Source organism: Fibrella forsythiae, from assembly GCF_017353175.1.
Classification (GTDB): Bacteria; Bacteroidota; Bacteroidia; order Cytophagales; family Spirosomataceae; genus Fibrella; species Fibrella forsythiae.
Genome location: NZ_JAFMYW010000005.1, coordinates 168,932 through 194,624, shown reverse-complemented (window position 1 = coordinate 194,624; position 25,693 = coordinate 168,932). Strand labels below are relative to the sequence as shown.

At 52.4% G+C, this 25,693-nt stretch carries 19 protein-coding genes; 9 read left to right on the top strand and 10 right to left on the bottom strand.

Annotated features, from left to right (window positions below; all coding sequences use genetic code 11):
• Window positions 1-37 precede the first annotated feature (37 nt).
• Window positions 38-736, bottom strand: a complete 699-nt coding sequence (locus J2I46_RS17250) for a hypothetical protein (RefSeq protein ID WP_207330303.1) — start codon at window positions 734-736, stop codon at window positions 38-40.
• A 416-nt stretch (window positions 737-1,152) separates the two neighbouring features.
• On the opposite strand from J2I46_RS17250, the gene J2I46_RS17245 reads away from it, so the two are divergent.
• From J2I46_RS17245 to J2I46_RS17235, 3 genes are all read left to right on the top strand, one after another.
• Complete coding sequence (locus tag J2I46_RS17245; protein ID WP_207330302.1) at window positions 1,153-1,851, top strand: succinate dehydrogenase cytochrome b subunit; 699 nt, start codon at window positions 1,153-1,155, stop codon at window positions 1,849-1,851.
• Between the two features lie 25 nt (window positions 1,852-1,876).
• A complete protein-coding gene (locus J2I46_RS17240; RefSeq protein WP_207330301.1) occupies window positions 1,877-3,814 on the top strand; it encodes a fumarate reductase/succinate dehydrogenase flavoprotein subunit in 1,938 nt (645 codons plus the stop codon).
• Window positions 3,815-3,913: 99 nt separating this feature from the next.
• The gene (locus tag J2I46_RS17235) at window positions 3,914-4,666 is read left to right on the top strand and encodes a succinate dehydrogenase/fumarate reductase iron-sulfur subunit (RefSeq protein ID WP_207330300.1); all 753 of its coding nucleotides are present in this window, start codon (window positions 3,914-3,916) and stop codon (window positions 4,664-4,666) included.
• 103 nt (window positions 4,667-4,769) lie between these two features.
• Here the strand turns inward: J2I46_RS17235 and J2I46_RS17230 are convergent, their stop codons facing one another.
• Entirely contained in the window at window positions 4,770-6,125 is a 1,356-nt protein-coding gene (locus J2I46_RS17230) for a carbohydrate porin (protein WP_207330299.1), read from the bottom strand.
• 280 nt (window positions 6,126-6,405) lie between these two features.
• Between J2I46_RS17230 and J2I46_RS17225 the strand changes: the two genes are divergently transcribed.
• The 4 genes from J2I46_RS17225 (at window position 6,406) to J2I46_RS17210 (ending at window position 12,910) form a co-directional block, all read left to right on the top strand.
• The gene (locus tag J2I46_RS17225; RefSeq protein ID WP_207330298.1) at window positions 6,406-7,755 is read left to right on the top strand and encodes a TolC family protein; all 1,350 of its coding nucleotides are present in this window, start codon (window positions 6,406-6,408) and stop codon (window positions 7,753-7,755) included.
• A gap of 107 nt (window positions 7,756-7,862) precedes the next feature.
• A complete protein-coding gene (locus tag J2I46_RS17220; protein WP_207330297.1) occupies window positions 7,863-8,969 on the top strand; it encodes an efflux RND transporter periplasmic adaptor subunit in 1,107 nt (368 codons plus the stop codon).
• A gap of 149 nt (window positions 8,970-9,118) precedes the next feature.
• Window positions 9,119-12,250: an efflux RND transporter permease subunit gene (locus J2I46_RS17215; protein WP_207330296.1), complete on the top strand. Its 3,132-nt coding sequence runs from the start codon at window positions 9,119-9,121 to the stop codon at window positions 12,248-12,250.
• A gap of 102 nt (window positions 12,251-12,352) precedes the next feature.
• The gene (locus tag J2I46_RS17210; RefSeq protein WP_229379815.1) at window positions 12,353-12,910 is read left to right on the top strand and encodes a low affinity iron permease family protein; all 558 of its coding nucleotides are present in this window, start codon (window positions 12,353-12,355) and stop codon (window positions 12,908-12,910) included.
• Between the two features lie 28 nt (window positions 12,911-12,938).
• Here J2I46_RS17210 and J2I46_RS17205 read toward each other — a convergent pair whose 3' ends face one another.
• Together J2I46_RS17205 and J2I46_RS17200 are read right to left on the bottom strand one after the other, a co-directional pair.
• Complete coding sequence (locus J2I46_RS17205) at window positions 12,939-13,133, bottom strand: hypothetical protein (protein WP_207330295.1); 195 nt, start codon at window positions 13,131-13,133, stop codon at window positions 12,939-12,941.
• 128 nt (window positions 13,134-13,261) lie between these two features.
• A complete protein-coding gene (locus tag J2I46_RS17200) occupies window positions 13,262-13,711 on the bottom strand; it encodes a cold-shock protein (protein WP_207330294.1) in 450 nt (149 codons plus the stop codon).
• Between the two features lie 373 nt (window positions 13,712-14,084).
• Here J2I46_RS17200 and J2I46_RS17195 point away from each other — a divergent pair, with 373 nt between their 5' ends.
• Window positions 14,085-14,921, top strand: a complete 837-nt coding sequence (locus J2I46_RS17195; protein ID WP_207330293.1) for an endonuclease/exonuclease/phosphatase family protein — start codon at window positions 14,085-14,087, stop codon at window positions 14,919-14,921.
• A 107-nt stretch (window positions 14,922-15,028) separates the two neighbouring features.
• Here J2I46_RS17195 and J2I46_RS17190 read toward each other — a convergent pair whose 3' ends face one another.
• The 5 genes from J2I46_RS17190 to J2I46_RS17170 form a co-directional block, all read right to left on the bottom strand.
• Window positions 15,029-16,387: a Gfo/Idh/MocA family protein gene (locus tag J2I46_RS17190; RefSeq protein WP_207330292.1), complete on the bottom strand. Its 1,359-nt coding sequence runs from the start codon at window positions 16,385-16,387 to the stop codon at window positions 15,029-15,031.
• A 104-nt stretch (window positions 16,388-16,491) separates the two neighbouring features.
• On the bottom strand, window positions 16,492-17,940 hold the full coding sequence (locus tag J2I46_RS17185; RefSeq protein WP_207330291.1) for an efflux transporter outer membrane subunit: 1,449 nt from the start codon (window positions 17,938-17,940) through the stop codon (window positions 16,492-16,494).
• Window positions 17,941-18,032: 92 nt separating this feature from the next.
• Complete coding sequence (locus J2I46_RS17180; protein WP_207330290.1) at window positions 18,033-19,130, bottom strand: efflux RND transporter periplasmic adaptor subunit; 1,098 nt, start codon at window positions 19,128-19,130, stop codon at window positions 18,033-18,035.
• Window positions 19,131-19,214: 84 nt separating this feature from the next.
• The gene (locus tag J2I46_RS17175; protein ID WP_229379814.1) at window positions 19,215-19,508 is read right to left on the bottom strand and encodes a DUF952 domain-containing protein; all 294 of its coding nucleotides are present in this window, start codon (window positions 19,506-19,508) and stop codon (window positions 19,215-19,217) included.
• Window positions 19,509-19,597: 89 nt separating this feature from the next.
• The gene (locus tag J2I46_RS17170) at window positions 19,598-22,777 is read right to left on the bottom strand and encodes an efflux RND transporter permease subunit (RefSeq protein WP_207330288.1); all 3,180 of its coding nucleotides are present in this window, start codon (window positions 22,775-22,777) and stop codon (window positions 19,598-19,600) included.
• A gap of 154 nt (window positions 22,778-22,931) precedes the next feature.
• Here J2I46_RS17170 and J2I46_RS17165 point away from each other — a divergent pair, with 154 nt between their 5' ends.
• Window positions 22,932-23,957, top strand: a complete 1,026-nt coding sequence (locus tag J2I46_RS17165; RefSeq protein ID WP_207330287.1) for a phytanoyl-CoA dioxygenase family protein — start codon at window positions 22,932-22,934, stop codon at window positions 23,955-23,957.
• Window positions 23,958-23,996: 39 nt separating this feature from the next.
• On the opposite strand, the gene J2I46_RS17160 is transcribed toward J2I46_RS17165, so the two are convergent.
• Window positions 23,997-25,691 (bottom strand): hypothetical protein, encoded by a 1,695-nt coding sequence (locus J2I46_RS17160; RefSeq protein ID WP_207330286.1) that lies wholly within the window; start codon window positions 25,689-25,691, stop codon window positions 23,997-23,999.
• Window positions 25,692-25,693: the final 2 nt, after the last annotated feature.

Here is a 25,693-nt window from a genome sequence, read left to right as displayed (position 1 = left end):
CATATGCGGTCTAAATAACTGATTACATGCGCGGCAGCTAGGCGGCTCGCGAACTGACGGGTTTACGCAGTGTAGTTGGCCGAACACTGCGTGGATTGGCCGCTTCCTCTACGGCCTCGGCCGTAACGGCGCCCATATGCTGGGCCCGTTTCAGGATATAGTCGAACGGTAAATTGAAGTAGTTGGATACCTCGCTCCGGAACGAATCGGGGAAACGCGACAGCTTAATGCCGAAGAACTTTTTCATTTCGGTCTCGGGCAGTAATGACGCCAGTGCTACCTTTTCGGCCTCGGCCAGCAACTCACGACGATTGGGGTACTGATGTTCCAGGCCAATAGACGCCGCCAGAATATTCAGGAACAGGTTCTTGTACATACCCGAGAGTTCGGCAGGCAGAATAATCCAGCCCTGCTCCTTAAACTTGGCCGAAAAGCCGGTAAGGCCCGGCGTGCCGCGTAACTCACCGGCAATCAGATCAATCGGGAAGCGCAGTTGATGTTCGCCTGAGGCCTGATCTTCTTTCTGAAGGCGGTATACCACCGCTTCAATCGGGCTCTTCTGAAACAGCAAATCAGCGGGTAATACCTGCTTGCTTTCCCACTGGTCTGTCAGGCGAACAAAGAGTGCTTCGTTCTGCGGAAGGTTATCGGCATTACCCAGGCTGACGAGCATCTGGCGGAAGTTGGCCAGAAAATCAATCTGAAGCTGTGCAGGATGATATTTGGTACGTGCCATAAGCGCAAAAAAGCCGGTGCTCACCGCATGGGTGACCGGCGTTCATCTGTGTTGTTAGTTTACTGAAACAGTAGAGTAAATATAGCTCTTCTATACCATAATTGCAAGCAACTACCAGACCATTAACTACACTGGCTGTCAGAAAAATAGGTTACGGTTTGCCTACAACTTCAGCAGCATATCAGTAGATTATCTGCGCCAACCCATCTTAACTCTACCCGACCGAAACAAACCTGTTTGACAGTTGGCCAGCGAACATCCGGTAAAAGGACGTACCTGCGCCAAAAAACAAGTGTCTACCTTGTTTGCGTATCCATCGGGCAGTACTTTTACGCGGTCATTCTGAGGCTACATTTTAGCCAAAAAGAAAGACTTGTTTTGTTGTTTTTCAACTGTTTATCTCTGCCAATCAATCTATGTCTTGGGTAACCCAAACGTTAGCCAGTTCGCTTGGCCGGAAAGTGATTATGTCGCTCACTGGCCTGTTTCTGTGTACGTTTCTGATTGTTCACGTTGCGGGCAATCTTCAGCTTTTCAAAGGTGACGAAGGCCGGGCCTTCAACGAGTATAGTTACTTCATGACCCATAACCCGGTGATCATGACGGTTTCCTACCTGCTCTACACGTCGATTATCGTTCATGCCCTGATGGCCCTCATTCTGACGCGCCACAACCAGGCATCACGCCCAGTAAAGTATGCCTACACCAAGCCAGAAGCCAACAGCCCCTGGTCGTCGCGAAATATGGGTATTCTGGGTACCATTCTGCTCATCTTTATTGTTCTTCATATGCGGACGTTCTGGTACGAAATGCACTTTGGCAGCGTACCCATGGCCGAGTATGATGGCAAGGAGTATAAAGACCTGTATAAGACGGTAGTAGCTGCCTTTTCGCAATGGTGGTATGTAGCCATTTACGTACTGTCAATGGCAGCACTGGGTTTCCACCTGGTTCATGGTTTCAAGAGCGGATTCCAGACAATGGGGCTTCGCCACAAGAAATACACGCCGCTGCTTGAATTCTTAGGCGTTTATGTTTTTGCCATTCTCATTCCGGCACTATTTGCAGCCATGCCGGTATACATGTTCCTCAAACACGTAGGTATAATCGGATAAGTAGCTTTCCTAACAACGATTGTCTATGAACTTAGAGTCAAAAATTCCGGAAGGGCCGTTGGCCGAAAAATGGTCACGGCACAAGTTTGGTCTTAAGCTGGTAAACCCGGCCAACAAACGCAAATACGACGTTATCGTGGTAGGCACCGGCCTGGCCGGTGCGTCGGCTGCTGCATCACTAGCCGAGTTGGGCTACAACGTGAAAGCGTTCTGTTTCCAGGATAGCCCCCGCCGCGCCCACAGTATTGCCGCGCAGGGTGGTATTAACGCCGCCAAGAATTACCAGAACGATGGCGATTCCATTTTCCGTCTGTTCTACGACACCGTTAAAGGTGGTGACTACCGTGCCCGTGAGGGGAACGTGTATCGCCTGGCCGAGGTGAGCGTCAACATTATTGACCAGTGTGTGGCGCAGGGCGTTCCCTTTGCCCGCGAATACGGCGGCTTGCTGGCCAACCGCTCATTCGGCGGCGCGCAGGTATCCCGCACGTTCTACGCACGGGGCCAAACCGGTCAGCAACTGTTGTTAGGTGCCTATTCGGCCCTGAGCCGGCAGATCGCCAACGGAAAAGTGAAAATGTATCCTCGCACCGAAATGCTCGATGTGGTGGTTCAGGACGGCAAAGCCCGTGGTATTGTAACGCGTAACCTGGTAACGGGTAAAATCGAGTCGCACGCAGCCCACGCCGTGTTACTGTGTACGGGTGGTTACGGTAACGTATTCTACCTGAGCACCAACGCAATGGGCTCGAACGTAACGGCCGCCTGGCGGGCACACAAGAAAGGGGCTTTCTTCGGCAACCCCTGCTTCACGCAGATTCACCCGACCTGTATCCCGGTTAAAGGCGATTACCAGTCGAAGCTGACGCTGATGTCGGAATCATTGCGGAACGACGGCCGGGTTTGGGTGCCCAAAACCAAGGAAGATGCCGAGAAAATCCGGAAGGGTCAGTTGAAAGCGACTGACCTGAAAGAAGAAGACCGCGATTACTTCCTGGAACGCCGCTACCCTGCTTTTGGTAACCTTGTTCCCCGCGACGTGGCCTCACGTAACGCTAAGAACATGTGCGACGAAGGCCGTGGTGTAGCCTCAACGGGGCTGGCCGTGTACCTTGATTTTGCCGATGCCATCAAGCGCGACGGTCAGAAAACCATCGAAGCTAAATACGGTAACCTGTTCGAGATGTACGAAAAGATTGTCGACGACAATCCGTACGAAACGCCAATGATGATCTACCCTGCCGTTCACTATACGATGGGTGGCCTGTGGGTCGATTACAACCTGATGACGTCAATTCCTGGTCTTTACGCACTGGGCGAGGCCAATTTCTCCGATCACGGCGCAAACCGCTTAGGTGCTTCGGCGCTGATGCAAGGGCTGGCTGATGGTTATTTCGTTATTCCTTATACACTCGGTGATTACCTGGCTACAATCGGTCCCGCTGATAAAGTGTCGGTTGATAACCCTGCCTTTAAAGAAGCCGAAGCGAATGTGAAACACACGATCGATCGGTTCCTGAACACGAAAGGCACCAAGCCCGTAGACACCTACCACAAGGAGTTGGGGCATATCATGTGGGAATACTGCGGTATGTCGCGTACGGCCGAAGGACTGGCCAAGGCCAAGAAAATGATTCAGGCGCTGAAAGCTGATTTCTGGCAGAACGTTCGGGTAGTTGGCGAGAATGAAGAAATGAACCAGGCACTTGAGAACGCCGGCCGTGTGGCTGACTTTATTGAGCTTGGCGAACTGATGGTCGACGATGCGCTGGCACGTGAGGAATCGTGTGGCGGCCACTTCCGCGAGGAATACCAAACGCCAGATGGCGAGGCACTCCGTAACGATGCCGAATTCGCGTATGTAGCCGCCTGGGAATATAAAGGCGAAAACAAGCCCGAAGTGCTTCACAAAGAGGAACTCGTGTTCGAAAACGTCAAACTCACCCAGCGTAGCTACAAGTAATAAGTTAAAAATGTCTTCTGTCTTCTGTTGCGCTGCTAACGTACCGAACTTTGGGTTAGCAGCGCAACAGAAGACAGAAGACAGAAGACATTTTTAAAAATGAAAGTTAACCTTAAAGTCTGGAGACAACGCAACGGTAACGCCCAGGGCAAACTCGTTGACTATCAATTGGATAACGTCTCTCCTGATATGTCTTTTCTGGAAATGATCGACGTGCTGAACGGCGAGCTAACTATGAAAGGCGAAGAAATGATTGCCTTCGACCACGATTGCCGCGAGGGTATCTGCGGTATGTGCTCGATGTACATTAACGGCCGGGCACACGGACCACAAACGGGAGCAACTACCTGTCAGTTGCATATGCGTTCGTTCAGCGATGGCGACACCATCGTAGTTGAACCCTGGCGGGCCCGCGCTTTCCCGGTGATTAAAGATCTGATGGTCGACCGGTCGGCATTTGACCGGGTGGTTCAGGCGGGTGGGTACGTATCGGTGAATACCGGTTCAGCCCGCGATGCCAACGAAACACTGATTCCCCGCCCCATTGCTGATGAAGCCATGGACGCAGCTCAGTGCATTGGGTGCGGTGCCTGCGTAGCTGCCTGCAAAAATGCATCAGCCATGCTGTTCGTTGCCGCTAAAGTATCACACCTTGCGGTATTACCACAGGGACAAGCCGAAGCCAGCCTTCGCGCCGAGAAGATGGTGGCTCAGATGGACGCCGAAGGTTTTGGCGCTTGCTCATTCACTGGTGCCTGCTCGGTAGAATGCCCCAAATCGATCTCTCTCGACCACATCGCTCGCCTAAACCGCGAATACCTGGGTTCAAAAGTTACATCGCAAGCCATTTAGACTTTCGATTTGTCTTCTATTAAAAATGCCCAGCCAGAAATGGCTGGGCATTTTTGTTGATGATGTACTCAATATTTCATCTGGACCAATAACAACGTACCTGTCAAAACTCCACGTGGGTACGTAGCGCAAACAGATTCACCGGACCGCGATCGCCGTTATAGCCGGGGTTGGCGACCAACTGGTAATCGGCGGTCAGAAAGAGGGCACGGGTAAGGCGGGTCTTGTAAAAAGCTTCCAGAATCTGTTCCGTCTTATAATTCGGCAACCGGCCATCGCCAATCATGAACCCGATACCGCCTGCGTTAAAAAAGGCAGCATGGCTGGGCGACAGGCCATTAACTACAGCAGCTATACCGATGGCATCTTCTGGTCGGCCCCAACGACCGCCCGCTATAAACGCACCGGCAGATACACTCCGGTCAATTTCGGTGAACGCCCAGGTAGCCGTTTTACCATCATTCCAGCTGGCGCGGGCAAACAAGCCACTGTTTTTGGCAATAGGCTGTTCAAGGCTCACGCCAAGCCCATATTTCACGCCACCGTATTGCTCGCCGCTCAAGATATACGGAAACGACGTATCATAGGTGCCATTCAGCAGCCGCTGGGTAGCATCCTGGTAGGCAGGCGCTTTCGATGTATTTCTAAACGCCAGTAACCGAACCGTTCCGGGCTGTTCCAGCAGGTGGTATCGGCTTTCGAGCTCAACGGTTAACCCGCCCGATTGGCTGATATTCCAGTCGAGCACGTTCCCATTGGCCATTTTGGGCATCAGGCTATACGCTACCCGCACCTCATAGGCCGGACGAACGTATTCTACAGCCAATCCCCAGGTATAGCCCCGCGTATTGGCCGGGTAATCCCAGGCACCATAGCTCATTAATGACCAGTTGAAAAACTGCGTTCTGGGGTCGTGAGAGAACCGGTTATTATCAAAAATATCGGCAATCGAGAATTTCCCGGCCGTAATAACCACCCGCGAATCAGGACGGCGCTGCTTCACATGGTTTGCTTCTGACTCAATGTCTTCCGGCTGAGCGTCTTTTAAGGCAAAAACCTGTTCAACGAAGAACCGGGCCATATACACCGCCGGTTTCGGGCTACCGATCCGAAAACTCTCGCCATTGGGGAAACCGGCAATGCCAACGGCCGCGCTGTATAGACCTGCATTATACGGTTCAGCTACATCTCGATGCCCAACGCCCACACCACCAGCAATTTCAGGGTTAGCGTACATAGCGGCACCTTTCCACAACTTGCGGCCCACGAAAAGAGTGGTAGTGACAGACAGAGCCGTATCTGGTTGGGCACTCAGTGTGTTGCGCCCAACGTACCCAGCTCCTCGAAAACTGGTATGCCCCTGAGCAATCGTTGTAAACTGATAGTGCAAACTCCAGGCCTGCGATGAATCCAGGTAATTATTGTTATTGTCTTTCTGTGCCTGTAAATCCGTGGCCAAGCCAACAAGGAGTACAATAACTGATAAGCATATACGGCAATACTGAGCCCTGGTTCTGTGCATGAATGAGTAAGTATAATCTTCAGCCACGAAAGTATTTATAGAGCATTAAAGACATGTGAACTCCACATTAAAAGAGTACAAATACAACACGCCTTGAGTTTAAGATGCTCTTAACAGCTATTTAATTACACATTAACGACACGCAGGCTACTTGCAGGCATCAAACAGGGCATTACTGATGGTCTGGTTTGGTGCCACTCATAGACTAGTCATTTTTATGAATCGTTCAGTTGGAGCTCGCATTAGCCAATGGAATTACTCATTGCTGGGCCTGCTTCTTTTCACTTGTCTGCTCGGACACGCTCAACCTCAGGCCCCTGCTGCCCCCATCATTCCATCGGTTACAGACACACTTCGAATTAGCCTCCCCGATCTGGAACAACAGGTTCTGGCCCGTAATTACTCACTACTGGCTCAGCGCTATCAGATCGACATTGCCGGCGCAGCCATTACCCAGGCAGGCTTACGCCTGAACCCAAACCTGTGGTTTCAAACCAACCTGTATAACCCCAACACTGGCAAGATTCTGCCGCTGGGAACTCCCTCGCAGTCGGACCTGGAAAAGCAGACCTTCAACAGCGGGTATTTTGCCGTTCAGTTGCAACAGGTACTAATGCTGGCTGGCAAACGTTCGAAAATGATTGCCCTGGCCGAGAGTAACCGGTCACTGGCGCAGATTGCTTTCCGCGACGTACTGCGGTCGTTGCGCTATCAGCTCTACACCACCTACGCCAACCTGTATTATGATCTGCAGGCACTGAATCTGTTCCAGGAAGAGTTGGCCCGGCAACAGCGTCTGGTTGAATCAACGCGGATTGCATTGCAAACAGGTGGCGCAGCGCCATATGAAGTGACGCGCCTCGACGTGGCGAACCGCGATTTACAAGCCAATATTTCCAACTATAAGAATCAGATCGCCGATGAACAGGCCACCCTCCGTATCCTGTTGCGGCAGGCCAGCCCAACGTTTATTCTGCCTACGGCTTTGCCTCAGCAAACCAATCCAGCCCCGGCACTTAGTGTTGCCCTGGATTCGGCCCTGACCAACCGGCCGGATCTGGCTCTGACACAGGAACAGATTGCCAATGCCCAGCGCAGTTTGAGCCTTGAACGCGCACGCCGCACGCCAGACCTGATGACCGGCCTGCTCTACGAACGTTACGGAAATGCCTATACCAATTTTCTTGGTTTACAGGCGAGTATCGATCTACCCGTTCGGAACCGCAATCAGGGCGCAATTCGGGCCGCCGAGCTAACGGCGAAAAACGCCGGCGCTGGCCTCGAAAACATGCAGGCGGTAGTACAGAGCGATGTACTGAACGCCTATGACGTGTTGAACGCCTACTATGAACAGGTCAATAGCCGCCCGCCGGGTTATCTGGATCGGATTCAGAACATCAGCGTTGAAGCCTCGAAAGCGTATAATGCCCGCAACATCGGCTTGCTCGATTATCTGGACAAGATACGGACCTACCAACAGGCACAGCTTAACCACATCAATCTTCTTAATAACGTCTTTCAAAGTCAACAACAGCTTGATTTTGTGACGAATACGAAATTTTTCTAACCATTGGATTAGTGAATGAGCGGATGCCTGGATCGCTATGATTCGTTGATGCACAGTCTAAACATTCACTCATCCGCTCATTCACTAATCCACTCATTGACAGTCTCATGAAACCAGTCCAGTCAATTTTTCCAATTCTTGCCGTTTGCTTATTGGCCGCATGCGGAAGTAAAGATGAGAAGGTCGCCAACGTACCTACGTCCGACGCTGACTCAACGGCCAGCTACCTCACCGACTCGGTGCGGCGCATGAATCCTGAGAACGAACTTGTCCTTAATGGCACCGTCACCTTCGATCAGGATAACGTGGTTCGGGTCTTTCCGCTCGTGTCGGGTAACGTTGAAAAAGCCAACGTTACGTTGGGTGTATACGTGAAAAAAGGACAGGATCTAGCCGTAATCCGGTCGGGCGATATCTCCAACTACGTCAACAACTACCAGGCCGATAAGGCAGATCTGGAAGTAGCGCAGCAGGCCGTAAAGAACACCGAAGCGCAGTATAAGGCCGGTTTCGCTTCGCAAACGGACCTGATTACAGCGCGGAACAACCTCAAGAAAGCCCAGGAAGAACTAGGCCGGTCAACGAACGTACTACGCGTGTATGGCGGTGCCAACGCGAACAACGGCCAGCCTTACTTCACGGTGAAAGCGCCAATTTCGGGGTATATCGTTGAGAAGAACGTGAATACAGGTCAGGACCTGCGGTCTGATAACCAGAACCCGCTGTACACGATTTCGAGCCTGCAACGTATCTGGGTAATGGCCAATGTGTATGAACAGGACATTCCGCAGATCAAACAGGGCGAGGCAGTTGATGTTCAGTTGCTAGCCTACCCCGACCGGACATTCCGTGGCCATATCGACAATGTCAGCAATGTACTTGACGAGCAGGCCCGGGTGCTGAAAGTGCGGATTGTATTAGACAACAAAGAAGGGTTACTCAAACCCGACATGTTCGCGACCATTCATGTGCACATCGGTAACACGGGCGGGGGTATGACGGGCAACTCGCTGGCTGTGCCACAGAAAGCTGTCGTTTTCGACCGGGATCATTACTATGTGGTAGTGCAGACTGGGAAAGACAAGTACGACGTCCGCGAGGTGACGGTTCAGAAAAACACCTCGCGCTATGCATTCGTAGAAGGCAACATCCGGCCCGGCGAAACCGTCATCACAGAAGGTAGCCTGCTGTTATACAACGACTTAACGGACTAAAAAATAGTCGTAAGTCGATAGTCGTGAGTCTGGACAGTCATGATTGATGTTATTCACGCATCGATATGGCTAACTGATAGGCCAGTGCAGCGTAAGCAACACTAACCACGACTGTCCAGACTTACGATTATCGACTTACGACTCTCTTTATGAACAAGTTCATTCGCAGTATTATCACGTTTGCCTTAACGAACCGATTCGCCGTGTTCTTTGGCATTTTGCTCATCATTGTGGGCGGCGTGGTCAGTTTCATGGATACGCCCGTTGAGACGTTTCCAGACGTAACCAACACCAATACTATTGTCATCACGCAGTGGCCGGGCCGGTCGGCTGAAGAAGTGGAACGCTACGTGACTATTCCGCTCGAAACCGAGTTGAATTCAGTGCCCAAGAAAACCACGCTCCGGTCGGTATCGCTGTTCGGTCTGTCGGTGGTGACGATGATCTTCGACGATGGGGTGGATAACTTCACGGCGCAGACCAACGTAGCCAACCGCATCGCCGGCGTTGATTTGCCCGAAGGTGTACAGGCCGAAATTCAGCCACCCTACGGCCCCACCGGTGAGATTTACCGCTTCACGCTGGAAAGCAAAACGAAGGATATCACCGAGCTGAAATCCATTCAGGACTGGGTGATTGAGCGGCAGATCAAATCGGTGCCCGGTATTGCCGACGTGGTGAGCTTTGGTGGTAAAGTAAAAACCATCGAAGTAAGCCTAAATCCAACGCTACTGGCCAACTACGGCTTCACGGCCGTTGATGTTGACCAGGCCATTCACCAGAGCAACGTGAACGTGGGCGGCGACGTGATCAAACAGGGTAACCAGGCGCTGGTTGTGCGGGGAATAGGCTTGCTCACCAAACCTGAAGACGTGGCCGGTATCATCATTGATAACGTGAACGGCGCGCCTGTCCGGGTACGTGATGTGGCCACTGTTCGTGAATCATTCCAGCCCCGACTTGGTATTGTTGGCCGCGACAAGAAAGACGACGTGGTGGAATGTATCGTGGTGATGCGGAAAGGCGAGAATCCCAATGAGGTAATTCCCGCCCTGAAAGCCAAGATCGATGAGTTGAACAGTCAGATTTTGCCCAAAGACGTCAAGATCAAGACGTTCTACGACCGCACCACGCTGAATAACTACACCATGCACACGGTAGGCGAAAACGTATTCCTGGGCATTTTCCTGGTCACGGTGATCCTGCTGCTGTTCCTGGCCGACTGGCGTACCACACTGATGGTGGCGATCGTGATTCCGCTCTCGCTGCTGTTTGCGTTCATCTGTCTGCGACTGCGCGGCATGACGGTCAACCTGCTCAGTATTGGTGCACTCGACTTTGGTATTATCATCGACGGGGCCGTGATCATGGTGGAAGGGCTCTTCGTCATGCTGGCCCACCGCGCCGATCAGCTGGGCATGATGCAGTTTAACAAACGCGCCAAACTAAGCTGGATCGCCTCGTCGGCAACAGAGGTAGGTAAGTCGATCTTTACGGCTAAGATCATCATCATTACAGCCCTGCTGCCCATTTTCGCTTTCCAGAAAGTAGAAGGCAAACTCTTCAGCCCACTCGCCTGGACGATTGGTTTTGCCTTGCTCGGCGCCCTGATCGTTAGTCTCACGCTGATTCCGCTATTATGCTCGATTCTGCTGAAAAAGAACGTCCGCGAACGGCACAACCCCATTGTGGAGGGAATTGAGAAAGGATACGTACCTGCGCTCGACTGGGCCATTCAGAAGCCCAAAGCCATCATTGGCATTGCGCTGGCGGGCCTGGCTATCTCGGGCTACATCTTTGCGGCGCACGTAGGGTCTGAATTCTTACCCGGCCTCAATGAAGGGTCGATCTACGTGCGGGCCAGCCTTCCTTACTCGGTATCGCTCGACGAGAGTTATGCCTACACGCGGAAGTTTCGGGCTATTTTCAAAGAGTTCCCCGAAGTACGTGGCGTGATCTCGCAAACGGGGCGCCCCAACGATGGCACCGACCCGACCGGCTTTTTCAACAATGAATTCTTCGTGGATCTGTACCCAAAAGAAGAATGGACGCGCGGCCTGACCAAAGATCAGATTATTGAGCAGATGCGACAGAAACTGGCGCGTTTCAAGGGCGTAACCTTCGGTTTCTCACAGCCTATTTCTGATAACGTCGAAGAAGCCGTGTCGGGCGTGAAAGGGTCGATGGCGATAAAGATCATCGGGCAGGACCTGAACGTGCTTGATAAAGAAGCCACGCGGGTGTTGAACGTGATGAAGAAAATCCGGGGAGTTGAAGACCTGGGCGTATTCCGGAACCTTGGTCAGCCAGAATTCCGGATCACGCTCGACCCGCAGAAACTGGCGCTGTACAACGTACCTACCGACGTGGCGCAATCGGTTATTGAAACAGCCATCGGCGGTAAAACCGTGACGCAGTATTTTGAAGGCGAGCGCCGCTACGACATTAAGGTGCGATACGACGAACGCTTCCGGTATTCGCCCGAGATGATCGAGAACCTGCTGGTACCAACGCGGTCGGGCGCTAAAGTGCCGCTGAAAGAGATTTCGGAGATCACGACCAAATCGGGGCCGGCATTTGTATATCGCGAGAACAGCGCCCGGTTTATCGCTATCAAGTTTTCGGTACGTGGTCGTGATTTGGGCGGTACCATTGCCGAAGCACAAAAAACGGTAGCCACGCAGGTAAAACTGCCCGAAGGTTATCGCATGCGGTGGGCGGGTGAGTTCGAGAATCAGACCCGTGCGCAGAAAACGCTGATGGTGGTAGTACCTATTTCGATCACCGTCATCTTCCTGATCCTGTTGTTCACCTTTGGTAGCGCACTCGACGCCACGCTTGTGATTCTGAACGTACCTTTTGCGCTGATCGGCGGCTTCCTGGCGCTCTGGATCACCGGCATCAACTTCAGCATTTCGGCGGGGGTCGGCTTTATCTGTCTCTTCGGCGTATCGGTACTGAACGGGGTAATTCTGATCAACCGGTTTAAGGAGAATCAGCATCGGAAGATGGATATTCTCGAAGCCGTTCGCGAGGGAGCCATTGCACTGGTGCGGCCCATTATGATGACCGCCCTGATGGCCTCGCTGGGTCTGTTACCCGCTGCCTTGTCGACCGGAATCGGTTCAGAGACTCAGAAGCCACTGGCCACGGTAATGATTGGCGGGTTTATCACCAGCACTATTCTGTCGCTACTGATTTTACCGGTTATCTACGGCCTCATTTATACGCGTCGTGACCGGAAAAAGCAGGAGAAACGGGCACAGCCCATCAACGTATAACGTATCAGTTATCCTTTAAGTAGGATTTAACGGCCCTAGCCAATCGGTTAGGGCCGTATTAGTGGTTATAGCTTTAACACATAGTGACTAACTAGCAGACAAATGGAACAGGACCAGGAAAACGAAAAGTCGTTCTCGGAACGCATGGCAGAACGGTTCGAGCGTTTTGCCCTGTACATCACCCGGATTACAGGCAGTTCAACGGCCTTTTTATTGGCCTTCACGGTCATTGTTGTCTGGGCAGTTACCGGTCCGTTTTTTCACTACTCAGAAACCTGGCAACTGGTCATCAATACAGGCACCACCATTATTACCTTCCTGATGGTGTTTGTGATTCAGAAGGCACAGAATAAAGAGTCGATGGCCGTGCAGCTGAAGCTCAATGAGCTGATTGCTGCCACGAAAGGGGCCAGTAACCGGCTCGTATCTGTTGAAGAATTGTCGGAACAGGAGTTAGAAGTGCTTCGCGAACACTACCATACACTGGCTGAGCTAACCCGCACCGCCAGTGACCTGCGTAAAACGCACTCAGTGGAAGAGGCCATTCGCGATGCCCAGCTCAAACTGGAAGCCGAGCAGGCCGGGGAGGAAAAGGCCTATTATGGCTCAAAACAGCGCGAGGCATCAGCAGATCATAAAAAACCTGTTGATGCCTCGTAAAAGTAACGTACCTGACTAAAGGGCCAGATTATGAAGCTGAGCTGTTTCGCTTCCGTTTAACCGATGTGCGGGCGGCAACTTCGGCCTGAAATTTGATCTTCAGTTGACGATCAAGTTCCTTATCCCGCGGCACGTAGATGCTTGTTTTCCCGTCCGAGAATTTGAGCATCCAGTAGACGTTGTCGGTGGTAGGCGGAATGGATGTATAAACTGGCTTGCTCATGATTCGTATGATAAAAATGAATATGGGTGACTGTGAGGTCACCCTGTCTGATTAGTCAACGTATTTTTGCGCGAATCTTGTCGACCGGGCGCATGCGGTCTGTTGCCTGGCAACTCGAAGGAATCGTCCTACGCTACTTGTTTTCTAACTTCAACTGCATTCGGACCTTTTGGGGTCTTCGTCACTTCGAAGGTCACTTTATCCTGTTCAGTGATGGCGTCGATAAGGCCGTTCATGTGAACAAAAATACTTTCCTGACTCTGCTGGTCCCGAATAAAGCCGTAGCCTTTCGAGGAATTGAAGAAGGTAACTATACCCTTCCTGACTAAATCTTCAGGGGCTGCATCTTCCTGTTTAGACACACCAATCTGGATGTCTGCCTGGTCGATCACTCGCCGCTTTTTATTTGGATCTGGCGGTGTCGAGGTAATGTTGCCATTCTCGTCAACGTAAGCCATCATCTCATCAAGGCCAAGGCCTTTCTGAGCACTGGCTTTGCGCTCTTCCCGCTTTTCTTCTTTATCCTTTCTCTTTTTCTGTCTTGCTTTTTCTTTTTCTTTCTTGCTAAATGTCTCCATTCATGATTGGTATTAAGTGAGAGAACCCGCGCGCATGCGCCAGGATTGGTTTCCAGAGTGGTAGGCAAACGCCTGAACGGGCCACCAATCCGTGCGGGTATAGTATAACCCACCGTATAGGCAACTGTAAACCACACAAATAAGTTGTACTTTTTAAATATAATTCACCCTTTTAGGCCCATTTAGTATAAAATAGGTTTGAAACTCTGTTTTCAGCCCTATTTTATGCCCCCACAAATCAAATCAGGTATGGGTGGTTATCTACCCTATGCAGCCCTATCCGGGAGGGTCCGGCGCCCGGTAATGTTCCCCCAATTTTGCGGCCCGACCAGCCATGATGGTTAGCTCTGGCCGCTTCCCTCCTTTTGATGCGATGAGACTAATCGTATTCTTGTGCAGCCTATTCTGGATGAATGCAACACTTGCCCAAAAGAAAGAGCAGATCACTGTTGCTTCATACAACCTTCGGTATAACAATGCCGGCGACGGCATCAACGCCTGGCCAAACCGGGAAGAGCTGGTTAAAGCCCTGGTCAGGTACCACGACTTTGATCTGTTCGGAGTTCAGGAAGCCTTGCGGGGTCAGCTTGTCGACCTGGCCGAAATGAACGAATTTGCTTTCCTGGGTAAAGGCCGCGACGATGGCAAAGAAGCCGGTGAACATTCGGCCATCTTCTACAAAAAAGACCGGTTCGAGGTCCTCAATGCCGGCGATTTCTGGCTTAGTCAGACACCCAACGTACCTGGAAAAGGCTGGGACGCCACTTGCTGCAACCGGATTTGCTCGTGGGCAAAGTTCAGAGACAAGGCCACAAAAAAGACGTTTTATTTCTTCAGCGTCCATTTCGACCATCAGGGTGTAGTAGCCCGCCGCGAATCGGGGAAACTAATGGTGCAAAAAATGAAGGAGATCGCCGGAAACAACCTCACCATCTGTGTCGGCGACCTGAACTCAACGCCGGATACCGAACAGGTAAAAACCATACAAACGCTCCTCAACGATGCGTATCAGGTAACCGCCATGCCGCCCTATGGCCCGGTAGGAACGTTTAACGGCTTTAAATTCGACGCTCCTCTAAAAGACCGTATTGATTATGTGTTTGTCAGCAAGCCGATCAACGTCCTTTCTTACGCCGTTCTCACCGACGCCAAAGACCAGCGTTACCCCTCCGACCACCAGCCCGTTGTGGTGAAGCTGACGATGAAGTAATGCGTGTTTAATCCTACACCAAGCCAGAAGCGCCAGGGGCGCAAAGGAATCTACCTCCTTTGCGCCCCTGGCGCTTCTGATTATAGGGTATCGATCGGTGAAGCGGTCTATACCGTGATCGTTTTCCCGGGCACAGCCACGGGGTAGAATCCGTCCGCGTTAGGGAGCAGTTTGGGTTTGGCATCCCAGGCTAGCGTGTCGGGGAAAAGGTTGATCTGTGAATTGATCGCGTCATCCCACTTAACAACGTTACCCGAGTAGGTTGCCATCCGGCCCATGATCGACGTCATGGTACTTTTTGCGCCGTTTTCAGCATCGGCGAATTTGTACTGACCTTTCGCAACGGCCTCGAACAGTTCGTTGTGTTCAACTTGGTAGGGATCTATGTCTGTTTTGGCGCTTCCATGTGCATAAATCTGCTGACCATTATACCCTTTCAATATCGTTTTGTTGCCGTTGAACGAGTCGATACGGCCTTTGGTGCCGAGGAATTGCTCATCCACTTTACTATAAGTGCCTTCGTAGTGGCGGCACTGGCTGTTGATGGTCGTGCCGTCGGCATAGACAAAATCAACGATGTGGTGATCAAAAATCTCCCCAAACTCCTTGCCGGTGCGTACCTGACGGCCGCCAGTTCCCTGCGCAGAAACGGGATAGCCACGCTTCGCCCAGTTGGCCACGTCGATGTTGTGTACGTGCTGTTCCGTGATGTGATCACCGCATAACCAGTTGAAATAGTACCAGTTCCGCATTTGATACTCCAGCTCCGTCTGATTTGGCTGCCGTGGATTATTCCAGACGCCACCGCTGATCCAGTACACGCTGCCGCCTACGATATCGCCAATGGCTCCATCATGAATCCGTTTCATGGCTTCGCGGTAGTTGCTTTGGTAATGCCGCTGAAGCCCCACCACCACGTTCAGTTTCTTCTTCTTTGCCTCTTCGGCTGCTGCCAGCACCCGGCGAATACCCGGCGCATCGGTGGCCACCGGTTTCTCCATGAAGATGTGCTTATTCTGCTTAACGGCCTCTTCGAAATGACCAGGCCGGAAACCCGGCGGCGTTGCCAGAATCACTACATCGGCTAGGGGAATAGCTTTTTTATAGGCATCGAGCCCCACAAACTGGCGCTCTTTGGGCAAGTCAATCTTTTGTGCGGCATCCGGCCTGCTGGTCAGCGTCTTGTAGCCCAGATCAACCCGGTCCTGAAATGCATCGGCAATGGCAACAATCTTAATGTTCTGCTTGGTATTGAGGGCCTGCATAGCGGCTCCCCTACCCCGTCCGCCACACCCGATCAGCGCTACTTTGATAGTGTCATCGACCGACGTATGATAACCGGGGTTTGCGGCTGCCGATAAACCGAAAGGCAAGCTGGATAGCAGCGCACTGCCCGTAAAAAGTCCCGATGTTTTAAGGAATTGGCGACGGTCGCCCGAAAGCGCGTCTGTATCGTGAGAAGCCATAGCAGTTGATTGTAAAGGGATTGGTTTCCTGCGAAAGAGAAAATCGAGCCTATTTTACTTACAACCTGATCGATAAGGATCTGCACCGACGCCAGCCTGTCAACTCAAAAATCGCCACCCAGCGCCCGTAGGAGTGCTACCACATACTGTACTTCCTGGCCACGAAGTTGTATATACTGCTGTTCGTTGGTGAGCACCGTCCGCTGGGCATCAAGCACATCCAGGTACGTTGTCAGGCCTTTTACGTAGAGCTCGCGGTTGTATTGTTCGGTACGGCGAGCAAGGGCCAGCGTCTGGTTTTGCAGGTCGAGTTGCTGGCGCAGGTACGTTAGGTTATCGAGCGCGGTTTCGGCTTCACGCTGCGCCACCTGATACGCCTGCAGGTACGTCTGCTGACTTGTAGAAATCTGCTGCCGAGACAGGGCTACATTCTCACGATTGCGGCGGCCTTCATACAACGGAACCGACGCATTGACACCTAACAGGTACGTAGCACTACTTGGTACAAACGTGTAGCCCAACTGGCCCGAAAGCAGGCCACCCGAGCCCACAAGGGTAACACGAGGCTGCACGCTGGCCTGCTGCAATACCACCTGCGCACCGGCAATCTGAATAGCCCGGTCGGCCTGAAGCAGATCGGGTCGGCGGCGGAGCAGATCAGGTGTGATGGCGGCGTACGGAAAAACGGGTAACGTAGCGGGCAACGTACCTGTATCGATGCCGAACGTAGCCGGATCCTGCGCCACCAGTTGGGCTAGTGCATTGACTAGTTCAGCGCGGGCGCGTTGCAGACCCATCACCTGCACCCGAAGGCCAGCCAGATCAGTCTCGGCCCGTTGCACATCAATCTGATTGACCAGACCCACCCGAAACCGTTCGCGCACAATACCCAGTGTAGAGTCACGGATGGCAATATTTCGCAGGAATACGGCCTGTTCAGACTCATTACCGCGAATCAGATAATATGTACGGGCAATGTCGGAGGCGAGGGTTAGCCGGAAAGCACGCAGATCAGCTTCCGACGATTGTGTTTGTTGTTGTGCCAACACAATGCTGCTGCGAATTCGCTTGAAAAGATCGAGTTCCCAACTGGCATCGACCGGAAGCAGTTGAAACGTATTGAGCTGAAAACGAGGCAGCTTGTCTGTCGCTACCGGAACAGCCACCGGACGGTGTTCAGACAGGCTTTGCGTTGAAAGCAAGGCGCTGCTGCGTACAGAAGGCTGCAAAAATGACTGAGCAACCCGCACGCGTCCCCGCGCCTCTTCAATCCGGCTGATGGCCGCCTTCAGGCTTGGGCTATTGGCCAGGCCTGCCTGGATCAGGTCTGTCAGCAGCGGATCATTGAATCGCTGAAAACCGGATGCCGACAAATCAACCGTCGCCGGGGCGTTACCTGCCGACGCTCCCGGCACCGGTGCTGCTTCAGGTACGTTGTTGCCTGTCGGCTGAACCGTGCCTGCGCCCGGCTGCAAGGTTACAGCACCACTTGGCGGGCTGGTCTGGGCAAACGCACAGGTTGAAAGAAAAAAGAAGACGATCAGTTTATTCATGAAAAGTCAAGGTTCAGGTTTCAGATTTCAGGTGCTCCGCTGAGCAACCAATTGGCAGACAAGCGGAGCACCTGAAATCTGAACCTCTTTTTTTACGCCTGGGCGGGTTTAACTTTTTGCGTCCGTAAGCGAACCTTCATGCCATCTTTAAGGCGATCGTTCGGGTTCGTTATCACGCGTTCGCTACCCGTCAGGCCGGAGGTAACCTCGATAACCGTACCGTAATCGCGGCCCAGAGTAATTGGCTGAAAATGAACCTTCATATTCTCGTCGAGTACGGCCGTAAGTGGCCCTTTCGAAGTCATTTTCAAAGCATTAGCGGGTAACATAACTGCACCCTGAGCGGCTCCACGTGGAGCGAATTTCACCTGAGCATACAAACCGGACGGAATACCCCGGCCCGGATTCGGAATAATAACCTCGGTCAATAGTGTCCGGGTATCGTTGTTCAACGAACCGCCCGTCCGCGCTACAGTACCGGTCAGCGTTCTGTTTTTCAACTCGGCAATTGTCACGGTGGCGGGCATACCAACCTTGATCTGCTGGTAATACGTCTGCGGCACGTCGACATACACACGAAGCCGATCGGTCTGTACCAGTGTGTATAATGGCTTCACGCTGGCGGGCGAAATAAGGTCGCCCACTTCAACGTCACGCGTGGTGATCTGCCCCGTGAATGGTGCGCGAATTTCCTGCAAACCACGTACTGACTGGAACCGCCGCAGATTGGCTTCTGCTACCGATACCGCAGAGCGACGGTTATCGATATCCTGTCTTGAAACCGCACCAGCCAGAGTTACACTGGTAACACGGGCCAGATTCGTCTGGGCCAGATCAAGGTCGGCGCGGGCACGGGCGAGGTCCTGTTCAATTTCAGGTACGTCGAGTATGGCCAGGAGCTGGCCTTTCTGCACGGTATTGCCGATATCGGCCATCCGTTTCTTCACAAACCCCTGCGAACGGGCACGAATGGGCGTTTCGAGGAACGGCCTGATCTGCCCCGGCAACGTCAGCCCGGTTGAGTCCATACCTTGTTGAAGCGACACAGCATTGACGATCAGCTCGCGGGTACGTTCGGCATCCGCGTCGGCCAGCAACTCGTGGTTATTTTTAATCCGTGGCAGTATGCCAACAAAGATGAAAAGCGCAACCAGTCCAAGCGGAATCAGAAAAAGAAGTATTCGTTTCATAAGGAAAAGTAGCACCGAAGCTCCAGCTTCGGTAGATAATTCACGTAGAGCTGACTACCGAAGCTGGAGCTTCGGTGCTACAGGCTATTTAACTTCTTCCACTGCCACCACGGCGTCTCTGTTCAGCTTGCCGTAGAGGTGCGGGAAATGCTCGTCGTTGGTTGCTGGCTCATAACGCAGATTGTGTATCAGCTTGTTGGGATCAATCTGAAGTAACAATAAGTCGGGTACGTTCTGATAATACCGTTCCAACACACCAGCCACTTGTTCTTTGGTCGATAGATGAATGAACCCTTCTGTCTGTAGACTGGCGGCCTCATACTCTGCCTCGTTGGCCTGACGGTCCCAGTCGGCCCTGGTTACGATATGATAGATCATAGATTTATGGTCATTTGCCTGTGGCGTCATTAATAGTCATCTACTAAAAAACCAATTGATGACTCTCAACGACAGCGAAGCGTATAGAACTACGAATGACTCTTCTTTTTATCTCCTGCCAGATAGCTGAAAACGGTTGGTACGAACAACAGCGTAGTGAACGTAGCCAGCAACAGGCCGCCAATAACGGCGCGGCCTAATGGCGCATTCTGCTCTCCTCCTTCGCCAAGCCCCAGCGACATGGGCAACATACCGATGATCATGGCAATGGCGGTCATCAGAATGGGGCGTAGTCGGGTGCGGCCAGCCTCAAGGGCGGCCTCATAGGCGTTATTATCAATCTCGGGCAAATGGTCTTTGGCGAAACTGACCATCAGAATACTGTTGGCCGTGGCCACCCCGACGCTCATAATGGCACCCATCAACGACGGAATACTGAACGTGGTGTGTGTCAGGAAAAGCATCCAGACCATACCGCAAAGGGCACCGGGCAGGGCCGTAATGATGATGAACGGATAGCGGAACGACTGGAAATTAACGACCATCAGCAGGTACACAAGCACGGCCGCAAACACGATACCGATACCCAGACGGCTGAAGGCACTTTCCATACTTTCGACCTGCCCGCGAATGGCTATTTTGTTGCCGGGCTTCAATTGCGGCTCATATTCCTTGGCCAGCTTTTCCAGTTCCGTAGCTACCGAACCAAGGTCGGTCCGTTCAACGGCGGCATAGACATCGTAAGTAGGCTGCGTGTTCACCCGGTTGATGATCTGCGGCGTAGTGCTGCGTTTTACCGTAGCCACATTGCTTAGCAGTTGCGGCGTCATAGACTGGTTGGAAACCAGCGGCGTACGGAGCAACTTATCGTAACTGTCCATCTTGTAAGGCGGCGTTTGTACGGCAATCAGGTACGGGAAGCCGGTTACCGGATCAGGCCAGAAGTTGGGACGTACCTGGGCCGTGCCACTCAGCGAAATATTCAGGTTGGTGGCCACGCGCTGTTCGGTCAGGCCAAACTGATTAGCCCGTTCACGATCTACTTCCAGGAAAATCTCGGGCGCGTCGAGCACCTGGTGAATATGCACGTCGACCGCGCCGGGAATCTGGGCAATACGCTGCCGCATTTCGCGGGCAATTTTCAGGTTATTACCCCGGTCGAACCCACTGACCTGAACGTCGATGGGGGAAGTCAGACCGAAATTCAGGATCTGTCCCACAATGTCGGCGGCTAAAAAGAAGTAGGTAACGTCGGGCATCTCTTCGCGCAGGCGAGCCCGTAGTTCGCGGATGTACTCGTCGGTAGGGTGGCTGGGGTCTTCCGACAGCGAAATCAGCAATTCGGCGTCACCGGCACCAGCAGCAGCATTATCGGTAAAAATGAAGTTGTAACGTTCGGCCGTAATGCCAATGTTACTGATCACCGAGGCAACATCGCGCTCGGGAATCACCTCCCGGATGATGGCTTCTGTTTCGGCGGCCAGGCGTTCTGTTTCTTCCATCCGGGAGCCGACTGGAGCCCGCAGGTGAAGTTTGATCTGCCCGGCATCAACACGCGGAAAGAAGTCGCGGCCAACAAACGGAACCATCGCCGCAGTGAGGCCTACCGCCAGGGCAAACATGGCCAAAATTGTCTTCCGGTGATTGAGTGACCAGATCAGAGCACCAAGGTAACTGTTCTGAAAGCGCTCAAATCCGGCGTTGAAACGGTCGTAAAAATTGCGCGATGGGCGTGGGTGATTTGGCTCAGCACCGTGCCCAATTTCATCGGCTGCTACGTGTTTATGTTCGTTCCGCAGCATCAGATCGGCGAGCATCGGCACCAGCGTCCGCGACAGAATGTAGGAGGCCAGCATGGCGAACACCACGGCCATTGCCAGCGGCCCAAACAGAAACCGGGCGGGGCCTTCGAGAAACAACACGGACACGAACACGATACAGATCGTCAGAGTGGCCACCAGTGTGGGCGTAGCAATCTGCGCCGCCCCTTCCAGAATCGCTTCCCGAAGCGGAAGGCCCAGTTCCTCATTCCGGTGAATGTTTTCGATAGTCACCGTGGCGTCATCGACCAGAATACCGATGGCCAGCGCCAGGCCGCCCAGGGTCATGATATTCAGCGTTTCGCCCAGCAGATAAAGCGTTGTTAGCGAGGCCAGGATTGACAACGGAATCGAGATCGCGACGATCAGGGTACTACGCCAGCTACCCAGGAAGATCAGAATCATAGCCGCCGTGAGCAGGGCCGCAATAATGCCCTCGACCACCACGCCTTTGATGGATGCCCGTACGAAAATAGATTGATCGAAAAGCGCTACCAGCCGTAGCCCCGACGGGGCCGATGCCCGAATGGTGGGCAGGATACGGTTCTTGATCTCGTCGACGACGCGGGTGGTCGAGGCGTTACCCGTTTTTACCACACTCAGCAAAACGCCCCGGCTACCATCCTGTTTGACCACGTTGGTTTGTACGGCCGATCCGTCGTGCACGTTGGCCACATCACGCATATGCACCGTAACGCCGTTAACGATCTTCACAGGTACGTCGTTGAGGGTCGAAATCACGTCGGGTTTGCTATTCAGACGAATAGCATATTCACGTTCATCGAGGCGTAGCGATCCGCTGGGGAGGGTCAGGTTCTGTGCCGAAACGGCGTTGGTCACGTCTTCCGGCGTAACTCCGCGGGCAATCAGTTGATCGGGTTCCAGATCGACCATGATCTGGCGGGACCGGCCACCGAACGGCTGCGACATCCGGCTTCCCGACACGGTGGCCATCTGCGGGCGAATGCGGGTAGCCGAATAGTCGGTGATTTGCGATTCAGTGAGGCTATCTGACGAGAGGCCCAATTGCAGTACGGGTACGTCGGTGGCGTTGTAGCGAACAATCAGTGGCGGTTGCGTGCCGGGCGGCATCCGGGTCAGAATTGTCTGCGAAATGGCCGATACCTGCGCCAGTGCTTCCTCTATTTTGACCGTTGGTTGAAAATATAATTTAATTACCGCTGTACCATTATACGTTTGCGACTCGACACGCTGAATATCAGATACGTTGTTGATGAGTGAAGTTTCGGAGAAGTTGGTAATCATCTTCTCCATTTCATTCGTCGATAGGCCAGTGTAGCCCCACAGCACCGACACTACGGGAATATTGATACGCGGAAAAATGTCGGTCGGCATTTGCAAACTGGCCACTGATCCCATTATCAGTATTAGCAATGCCATTACGGCAATAGTATACTTCTTCTCAAGTGCGAGCCGGACAATCCACATAAACTAGACGAAGGAGAGTAATCAATACCATTTTGCAACAGAACACTATTAAAAATGGTTGCCCTCAATTTCATCAGATTCCTTGTCTATCTGCCTACCTTTGTTTCCTTTTCCTACTATAAATCGCTGAACCGCGCGTTAAAATGGTTTTTTTATGAGCGTTACCAACCGTCTGAAGGGCATACTCAAGCAGATCCTTCAGCCTGCGCCTAAGCGGGTTACCGAGTTTGATTATCAGACAATTCCATGGATTGATAAGAAGGAAGCCAATATCCAGCAGTTCAGCCAACAGTTTGCGCCCGGCGATTCGGTGCCGTATGATATGGCTGAGAAACTGGAGTTCTGGAAACAAAATGGCTATGTCATATTTGAGCAGGCAATTCCAACCGACTGGATCGATATGCTCTGGGGTGAGGTTGAACGTGTGATCGATCAGCATGAAAAATACGACATGCAGGTACGTATCGACCTTCCTGAGTACACCCAAACACCGGTTTTAGCCGTGAAAGACGTACCGCAGTCTGTGCTCAACGGCCCGTACATTAAGTATATGGATTTTCATAACGCCTCGGTAGTTGGCAAGAAAATCATGCTCCACAAGCATATCGTGACCTTCCTGGAAGCCGTTTTCAATGACCGGGTAGTGGCCATGCAGAGTCTGCTCTTTAAATACGGCAGCCAGCAACCTACTCACCAGGACTTTGCCTATGTGGTGTCGGAAATCCCAAGCCATCTGGCCGCCGCCTGGATTGCGCTCGAAGATGTACAGCCAGATTCCGGCCCGTTGTTTTACTATCCGGGCTCACATACCATCCGCAAGTTCGATTTCGGAAATGGGATCTTCTTCAACAATGAGTCGACCAATGACCCAAACGACTTTGCCAATTACCTGGACGAAGCCTGCCAGAGTAAAGGTTTACAGCGCGAAACGTTATTGATCAAAAAGGGCGACTTACTGATCTGGCATGCTGCGCTGGCTCACGGTGGCAACCCGATAACGAATGAACATCAGACCCGGAAATCGTACGTCTGCCATTATTCGTCGCAAAATGCGTACAAACACCACCGCTCAGAAGCAAACAAAGAACCTGAACGGTATTCGTATAACAACGCAGACGTATTCAAGAACCCGCTACTTCCACAGGAGGAAGACATCTTCCAGGGCGGGGAGTCGTTGTAGTAGTCATGGCGACTATGCCGGTCGGCATAGTCGCCATGACTACCTAACAATGATGATCTTATCGGAAAACTGAATGCTCTTCCCAGCCGACGAAGAACGAGCCCAGCCTACACGATATGTGCCGGTTCTTAGATCGCTGGCCCGTAGTTCTGCCTGAAGAACGGTTGATGGACGGCGCAACCAGAATGTAGCCAGGCGGTAAGGCGTTTTGGTTGGAGCCAGGTACGTATGGTCGGGCGACTGAAGCACCGCATAGGCCAGATCAAGTGGCTCGGGCGGCCCATCTGCCTCAATGATATACGTATCTTCATTGGCCAGGCGAACAACGGCTGGTAGCGGGTCACGGCTGACCGGAAAATCGGCCACCGGGCTCTCGGGGAAGACATAGTATCCCTGCTTAACGGCACCGTCGAGGGCCGTATTGATGTACCCTTCGAGAAAGGTACCAACTTGCCCGCCAAGGCCAATTCCGTTGTGTTCCTGGTTGTAGGCGGCGGCCAGCACAAACTTGTTTCGGAAAAGCATTTCGGGCAAATGCCAGAAATATGACATCGTCCAGATCAATAGCCCTACTACCATACCAATCCGCTGCCAGACGGGCCGCTGACGCTGGCTTACTTCCTGCAAACCGTTAAGATACAATAGGCAAATCAGCAATGCCGGGTAGATCATGTAGTTGCTCACCAACATAACACCATATCCGTAGCGCATCCGTAATAGTCCTACGGCAGTAGCATTGATCAACAGTAGGCCATAGCAACCCAGGAAAAAATTATTGTTCATGGCCCGCACCGATTTGTTGTCTGGCACCGCAATACGCCGCCGGAACGGCCAGCTCATCTGACTGATCAACCAGAGAGCAGTACTAACCAGCAACAGGCCCCCAATGGTGGGCAGAATGCCACGCCACTGATACGGAAGCAGTGGCAGAATATCAAACGAACCGCCGATAAACGACAAAAAGCCGATGATAACCAGGTGCGGTTTATGAATCAGAAACTCCAGACTCTGACCGTGGCCCTGTGCGTTGGTAAAGCCCTGCACGTACAGGATCATGGTGATCACCCCCGTAACCAGCCAGATGATCAGCCGCTTGTAATGGCCCTGACGCCAGAGAATTACACCGCCGCTAAGCCACCCGAACAGGGCATTGCTCATAGAGACTGACGCGAAGATCTGTAAGGGTATAGCCCACAGAAACCGGCTTCGCCCGCTTCGAGACAGCAGGTACATTACCGAGCAGGAAAGGAACAGAACGACCGGGTGCTGAAGGCTGGTAATACTCCAGCTGATGGTCATGAAGTATTGCGGATGCAACAGAATAAACGGCACCGGAACAAACGCCCATACAGACAGCCGCATTGACCGGAAAACGGTGTATAACAGGCCAAAGCTGAAGAACAGGAACAGATTACCAATGAGCGTCATGCCCCGGAAGTTCATGTGCCCGGTTGTCAGGTAGGTGAACAGGGCCGCCAGCTTGGCAAACAGGATACGATGTTCGTTATTAGGTTCTAATAGCCAGTAGATTTTATCGTGCAGGGTATCGACCTTGTAATAATCCTGAATGAAGACGATGAACATCTCAACGTCATCATACCAGGGGATGTTCTCAACATAGCGTAGGGCAATACTGGCGAAGAGAAGTACAGGAAGAGCAATAAGCAACCAGGCCAGCCACGGAGAAGCGCTTCTCAATGGCGTTTGTAGCGACTTTTTTGGTGAAAAAAGCATAA

Excerpts from the sequence above, each read along its gene's own strand:
- J2I46_RS17205 (WP_207330295.1), bottom strand. The coding sequence starts at position 13,133 with ATGAGCAAGCCAGTTTATACATCCATTCCGCCTACCACCGACAACGTC.
- J2I46_RS17245 (WP_207330302.1), top strand. The coding sequence starts at position 1,153 with ATGTCTTGGGTAACCCAAACGTTAGCCAGTTCGCTTGGCCGGAAAGTG.
- J2I46_RS17235 (WP_207330300.1), top strand. The coding sequence starts at position 3,914 with ATGAAAGTTAACCTTAAAGTCTGGAGACAACGCAACGGTAACGCCCAG.
- J2I46_RS17220 (WP_207330297.1), top strand. The coding sequence starts at position 7,863 with ATGAAACCAGTCCAGTCAATTTTTCCAATTCTTGCCGTTTGCTTATTG.
- J2I46_RS17190 (WP_207330292.1), bottom strand. The coding sequence starts at position 16,387 with ATGGCTTCTCACGATACAGACGCGCTTTCGGGCGACCGTCGCCAATTC.
- J2I46_RS17225 (WP_207330298.1), top strand. The coding sequence starts at position 6,406 with ATGAATCGTTCAGTTGGAGCTCGCATTAGCCAATGGAATTACTCATTG.
- J2I46_RS17240 (WP_207330301.1), top strand. The coding sequence starts at position 1,877 with ATGAACTTAGAGTCAAAAATTCCGGAAGGGCCGTTGGCCGAAAAATGG.
- J2I46_RS17175 (WP_229379814.1), bottom strand. The coding sequence starts at position 19,508 with ATGATCTATCATATCGTAACCAGGGCCGACTGGGACCGTCAGGCCAAC.
- J2I46_RS17160 (WP_207330286.1), bottom strand. The coding sequence starts at position 25,691 with ATGCTTTTTTCACCAAAAAAGTCGCTACAAACGCCATTGAGAAGCGCT.
- J2I46_RS17180 (WP_207330290.1), bottom strand. The coding sequence starts at position 19,130 with ATGAAACGAATACTTCTTTTTCTGATTCCGCTTGGACTGGTTGCGCTT.
- J2I46_RS17185 (WP_207330291.1), bottom strand. The coding sequence starts at position 17,940 with ATGAATAAACTGATCGTCTTCTTTTTTCTTTCAACCTGTGCGTTTGCC.
- J2I46_RS17250 (WP_207330303.1), bottom strand. The coding sequence starts at position 736 with ATGGCACGTACCAAATATCATCCTGCACAGCTTCAGATTGATTTTCTG.
- J2I46_RS17170 (WP_207330288.1), bottom strand. The coding sequence starts at position 22,777 with ATGTGGATTGTCCGGCTCGCACTTGAGAAGAAGTATACTATTGCCGTA.
- J2I46_RS17215 (WP_207330296.1), top strand. The coding sequence starts at position 9,119 with ATGAACAAGTTCATTCGCAGTATTATCACGTTTGCCTTAACGAACCGA.
- J2I46_RS17195 (WP_207330293.1), top strand. The coding sequence starts at position 14,085 with ATGAGACTAATCGTATTCTTGTGCAGCCTATTCTGGATGAATGCAACA.
- J2I46_RS17210 (WP_229379815.1), top strand. The coding sequence starts at position 12,353 with ATGGAACAGGACCAGGAAAACGAAAAGTCGTTCTCGGAACGCATGGCA.
- J2I46_RS17165 (WP_207330287.1), top strand. The coding sequence starts at position 22,932 with ATGAGCGTTACCAACCGTCTGAAGGGCATACTCAAGCAGATCCTTCAG.
- J2I46_RS17200 (WP_207330294.1), bottom strand. The coding sequence starts at position 13,711 with ATGGAGACATTTAGCAAGAAAGAAAAAGAAAAAGCAAGACAGAAAAAG.